The organism is Sodalis-like secondary symbiont of Drepanosiphum platanoidis (assembly GCF_964059955.1).
Taxonomy (GTDB): Bacteria; Pseudomonadota; Gammaproteobacteria; order Enterobacterales; family Enterobacteriaceae.
This window is the reverse complement of sequence record NZ_OZ060924.1, coordinates 453103-459102: the sequence shown is the minus strand read 5'-3', so window position 1 is coordinate 459102 and position 6000 is coordinate 453103. Positions and strand designations below refer to the sequence as shown.

The window sequence follows — 6000 nt, the reverse complement described above, 5'->3', positions numbered from 1 at the left end:
ATATTATACATTTAATTTATTAATTTTATATATAATTTATTAAATATATAAATATTAATTAATAATTAATTCATTATATAAAATAATATTTTTTATTAAAAAATATATTTTTCTTAATTTTATTTATTAAATTTTTTATAAAAAATCAATAAAATATAAAATTTATATTAAAATATTAAAAATTTTATAAAAATAATATTTTTTATGTTAAAATAATAAAATATTTTATTTATTATTAATAAATTTTAAATATATTAAATATTAATTTTTTAAAAAATTTAATAAATTAAAATTAAATAAAATTTTTTAAAATTTATATAACTTTTAAATGATTATTTAATATGTCAATTATTATTTTTATAATGGGTCCAACAGCATCTGGAAAAACTTCTTTATCAATAAAATTATTTCAATATTTACCTATAGAAATTATTAGTGTTGATTCAGCTCTTGTTTATAAATATATGAATATTGGAACAGATAAACCAAGTAATTTAATACTTAAAAAATATCCACATCATTTAATAAATATACGTGATCCATTAAATTCATATTCAGTATCAGAATTTTATAATGATTCTTTAAATAAAATTAAATATATTATTTCAAAAGGAAAAATTCCACTTTTAGTAGGTGGAACAATGCTTTATTTTAAAATTTTATTAGAAGGTATATCTCCATTACCTAAATCAAATTTATATATTAGAAATATAATTAAATATAAAAAAAAAATATTAGGATTAAAATTTTTACATAATAAATTAAAACTTATTGATCCAAAATCTGCAAATAAAATTCATGTAAATGATTCTCATAGAATTATAAGAGCTTTAGAAGTATATATTTTATCTAAAAAAACTTTAACAGATTTTTATAAATTATCTAAAAAAAAATTACCATATAAAGTATTTCAATTTATCATATTTCCAGTAAATAAAATTGATTTAAAATCTTCTATTAAATATAGATTTTATAGAATGTTAAGTAATGGATTTAAAGATGAAGTAATATCTTTATTTAATAGAGGAGATTTAAATTTATCTTTACCATCTATGAAATGTGTAGGATATAAACAAATGTGGGAATATTTATCTGGTACAAAAACTTATAATAATATGATTAAATCAGTAATTAATTCAACATATAGAATTTCTAAAAATCAAATTACATGGATAAAAAATTGGAAAAATGCATACATTCTTAAATCAAATGAATCTAAAAAGCATATTAAAAATATATTATCAATAATAAAAAATTAAATTAAAAATATATTTTAAATAAAATATTTATAATTTTATATATTTTTATATAAAAAATAAAATTTTCTATATTTTATATAAAAATTTTAATATTTTTTAAACAAATTATATTTAATAATTTAAATTAAAATATTAATTAATATTAATTTATTTTAAAAATATTTATTTTTGTAAATTTTATTTAAATAAAATATATAATATTTAAATAAATATTTAAAATAGGAAAATATATGTTATTTATTAAAATTATTAAAAATAAATATAATTTTTGTAAAAAAAAAATTTTTTATAAAACTTTTTTTAAAAAAAATATAAAAAATTTTTATAAAATTATTTATATAATAATAAAAAATTTTTTTAATAAAAATAAAAAAAATAAATTTGATAAAAATAAAAATAAATATTTTTTTAAAAAAATACTAATATCTATTTTTTTATTATGGATTATAAGTGGTTTTTTTATTGTTAAAGAGACAGAAAAAGCTATTATATTACGTTTAGGTAAATTTTATAATATAAATTGTTCTGGTTTAAATTGGAAAATTACTTTTATTGATACAGTAATTATTGCAAATATAAAATCATTAAATACTATAAAAATATCTGATAAAATATTAACATATGACAAAAATTTAATAAACATTAAAGTTAATATACAATATTACATTAATGATTTAAAAAATTATTTATTTAATGTAGCAAATATAGAAAAAAGTTTAAAAAATACCTCTTATAGTGCAATAAGAAGTATTTTAGCAAAATATAATATTTTTAATATTTTAAAAAAAAATTCTATAATTATACAAAATAAAATTTTATTCAAAATTAAAAAAATAATTAAACCATATAATATGGGAATTTCTGTTATTAATGTTTTTTTTATAGAAAAAAATATTCCAAAAAAAATAAATAAATCTTTTAATAAAGCTATTAATTCATTTGAAAAAAAAAATAAATACATAAATCAAGTAAGAAAAATTTTTTATAAAGAAAAAATAAAAACTAAAGAAAAAGCTAAAAATATTTTAGAAAAAGTAAAAAATTATAAAAAAAAAGAAATATTAAAAGCAAAAATAGAAATTATAAAATTTATAAAAATTTTACCAGAATATAACAAATTTCCTTATTTAACAAAAAAAAGAATTTATATTGATACAATAGAAAAAATATTAAGTAATAATAATAAAATATTTATTCATAAATCATTAAAAAATGATATTTTTATTCTTCCATCAAAAATTTTATTAAATAAAAATTTAAATATTAATTTTATAAAAAATATATGTAATAAAAAAAATAAGAATATTTTATTTTTTAATTAAATTAATTTTAATAAAATATTTATTTATAATTTTTTAGTAAAAATCATTTTAATAAATAAAAGAGAAAAATATAAAAAATGATAAAATTCTTATTACCTATTTTTATAATTATATATTTTATAATTAATTCATTTATTTTTATAATACCTGAAGGATATTGTGGAATAATATTGCGTTTTGGAAAACCTTTAGAACATAAATTTAAACCATTAATTTATAAATCTGGTTTACATATAAAAATACCATTTATAGATTTTATTAAAAAAATTGATTCAAGAATTCAAACTACAGAAGATAAATTAAATAATTTTATTACTTTAGATAATAAAAAAATAATTATAGATTATTATATTAAATGGAAAATTTTTAATTTTAATAAATATTATGTTTTAACTAATGGAGGAAATATATCTCAAGTAGAATTTTTTTTAAAAAAATATATATATAATATATTATATAAAGAAATAAAAAAAAATAAAATAAAAAATATTATTTTAAATAAAAATAATAATATTATTAATAATTTTTTATCTAAAAAAAATATTAAATATAAATATTTTAACAATTTTAAAAAAAAATCTTATATATTTAAAAAATATATTTTTTTAAAAAATATAAAATCTTTAGGAATAAAAATAATTGATTTTCGTTTAAAAAAAATTTATTTTTCAGATAAAGAATCTAAGATTTTTTATAAAAAAATGAATTATAGATTTAAATCTATTTATAAAAAAAATATATATAAGGGAAAAAAAGAATATGAAAAAATTAAAAATTCAACATATAAAAATATAAAAAAAATTTTAAATGAAGTAGAAAAAAAATCTATATTAATTCGTAGTAAAGCAGATTTAAAAATATCAAAAATATATTCATATGCTTTAAAAAAAAATCCAGAATTATTTTTATTTCTTAAAATTATAAAAGTTTATAAAAAAAGCTTTCTTAAAAAGAGGAATCTTATTATATTAAAATCTGAAAAAAATTTTTTAAATTTATTGAATTAATAAATATATGTTTATTTTAAAATAAATAATTAATTTTTTATTAAAAAAATTTTATTTATATTTAAATTTTAATTATTTATATAATTTTTTTATTTTTATATAAAAATATAAATATTTAAATAAATAATAATTAACATTTAATTTTAATTTATATTAAAATAATATTTATGAATTAATAAAAAATAAAAAATAATAAATAATAATTTTATAAAAATTTTATATAATTTTTTAAAAATAAGGAGAAAAATGTTACAAAATTTTTTTAAAAATAAAGAAAAAAAAAAATACAAATTTTCTATTCTTAGTAAAGAATATATTTTATTTTTTTTATTTAAAATAAAAAAGGTTATTCATCAATCTAAATTAGCTAAAAAATTAAATATATATGGAAAAAAAAATTTAGAAAATTTAAAAAATTATTTAAAATCAATGTCTAAAAATAAAGAAATTATTATTTTTAATAAAAAAATATATTTATCAAAAAAATTAAAATTATTCCAAGGAATAATTATAAGTAATCCTAATGGTTTTGGTTTTTTAAAAATAAAAAATGAAAAAAAAGATTATTATTTATCTTCAAATCAAATGAAAAAAGTTATACATGGAGATGAAGTTTTAGCTAGAAAAAAAAATAATAATAATGAAAAAAAAGAAGCATGTATTTTATATATAATTAAACAACAAAATGATCCAATTGTTGGTAAATTTATTTTAAATAAAAATAATTCATTTGTTATACCTAAAGATAATAGATTTAACTTTAAAATTTTTATAAATTTTAAACAATATAAATATATAAAAAATAATTCAATAGTATCAGTAAAATTAATAAATAGAAATTATAATATTAAAAAATTATATGGAAAAATTATCAAAATATTAGGATATAAAAATAATATAAATACTATAATCAATATATTATTATATATAAATAATTTTTCTAAAGATTGGCCTAAAAATATAGATAAGCAAAATATTAATTTTTCAAAATTTGTTACTCCTAAAGAAATAAAAATAAGAAAAGATCTTAGAAATTTACCATTAATTACTATAGATGATGATTTATCACATGATTTAGATGATGCAGTATTTTGTAAAAAAAACAAAAATAATTCATGGAATTTATTAGTAGCTATTTCAGATGTTAGTTACTATGTTAGAGAAAATACTTTATTAGATAAAGAAGCTTTTAATAGATCTACATCTTTATATTTAAGATCTAAGGTAATTCCTATGCTTCCTTCAATACTTTCTAATAACCTTTGTTCACTTAATCCTAAAATTGATCGTTTGTGTATTGTATGTGAAATGATTATTTCTAATAAAGGAATTATCATTTCTTATAAATTTTATGAAGCTGTAATAAATTCTCATGCTAAATTAAGTTATAGTAAAGTTTCACAAATATTAAAAAATAAAAAAATTTTTTATAAAAACAAAAATTTAACTAATTCATTAATAAATTTATATTCTTTATATAAAATTTTAAAAAAAGCACGTGAATTACGAGGAGGAATTTTTTTTGATAAAATAGAATCTAACTTTATTTTTAATTCTGATTATACAATTAATTCTATTAAAAAAAAATTTCGTACTAAAGCTCATAAAATTATAGAAGAATGTATGATTTTAGCAAATATATCTGCATCATATTTTATTTCTAAATATAAAAATCCTGCTATTTATCGAATACATGAAGAACCTTCTAAAGAAAATATTTTTATATTAAAAAATATTCTTAAAAGATTTAATCTAAAATTAGAAGGTGGAGATAATCCTAAATCTAAAGATTTTTTTAATATAATTAAATTAATTTCTAATAGAAAAGATAAAGATATTTTATATCTTATTATTCTTAGATCTATGAAACAAGCTATTTATGATGTAAATAATATAGGACATTTTGGTTTATCTTTAAAATCTTATACACATTTTACTTCACCAATAAGACGTTATTCTGATTTAATAATTCATAGAATAATTAAATATAATATTTTTATTCATAAAAAATTAAAATTTAATAATTTAAATGGTGCAAAAAATTATTCTTTAGAAGAAATGTTAAAAATTTCTCAACAATGTTCTTTTAAAGAAAGATCTGCAGATATAATTTCTAGAAATGTTGATGATTGGTTAAAATGTAATTTTATGAAAAAATATATTGGAAATATTTTTATTGGTTTTATTTCAAATATAACTACTTTTGGTTTTTTTGTAAAATTAGATAATTTAATTGAAGGTTTAGTTCATACTTCTTCATTAAAAAATAATAATTATTTTTTTGATGTAATTAATCAAATTGTTATAAGTAATAAAAAAATTATTTATAGTTTAGGAGATATAGTTAAAATACGTATTCAAAAAATATGTATGAATAAATCTAATATTAAATTTTCTTTAGAAAAATAATAT

The 6000-nt window shown here is 12.8% G+C and carries 4 protein-coding genes; all 4 read left to right on the top strand.

Going from position 1 to position 6000, the window contains the following annotated elements:
* Nucleotides 1-341 precede the first annotated feature (341 nt).
* The 4 genes from miaA (at nucleotide 342) to rnr (ending at nucleotide 5997) form a co-directional block, all read left to right on the top strand.
* On the top strand, nucleotides 342-1259 hold the full coding sequence (gene miaA / locus AB4W47_RS02050) for a tRNA (adenosine(37)-N6)-dimethylallyltransferase MiaA (RefSeq protein WP_367670608.1): 918 nt from the start codon (nucleotides 342-344) through the stop codon (nucleotides 1257-1259).
* A 230-nt stretch (nucleotides 1260-1489) separates the two neighbouring features.
* The gene (hflK, locus tag AB4W47_RS02045; RefSeq protein WP_367670607.1) at nucleotides 1490-2581 is read left to right on the top strand and encodes an FtsH protease activity modulator HflK; all 1092 of its coding nucleotides are present in this window, start codon (nucleotides 1490-1492) and stop codon (nucleotides 2579-2581) included.
* Nucleotides 2582-2658: 77 nt separating this feature from the next.
* Nucleotides 2659-3588 (top strand): protease modulator HflC, encoded by a 930-nt coding sequence (gene hflC, locus AB4W47_RS02040; protein WP_367670606.1) that lies wholly within the window; start codon nucleotides 2659-2661, stop codon nucleotides 3586-3588.
* Nucleotides 3589-3834: 246 nt separating this feature from the next.
* Complete coding sequence (rnr, locus tag AB4W47_RS02035) at nucleotides 3835-5997, top strand: ribonuclease R (RefSeq protein ID WP_367670605.1); 2163 nt, start codon at nucleotides 3835-3837, stop codon at nucleotides 5995-5997.
* Nucleotides 5998-6000 lie beyond the last annotated feature (3 nt).

What these genes read in the sequence shown, in the direction of transcription:
- miaA (WP_367670608.1), top strand. Translation starts at nt 342, where the DNA reads ATGTCAATTATTATTTTTATAATGGGTCCAACAGCATCTGGAAAAACT.
- hflK (WP_367670607.1), top strand. Translation starts at nt 1,490, where the DNA reads ATGTTATTTATTAAAATTATTAAAAATAAATATAATTTTTGTAAAAAA.
- hflC (WP_367670606.1), top strand. Translation starts at nt 2,659, where the DNA reads ATGATAAAATTCTTATTACCTATTTTTATAATTATATATTTTATAATT.
- rnr (WP_367670605.1), top strand. Translation starts at nt 3,835, where the DNA reads ATGTTACAAAATTTTTTTAAAAATAAAGAAAAAAAAAAATACAAATTT.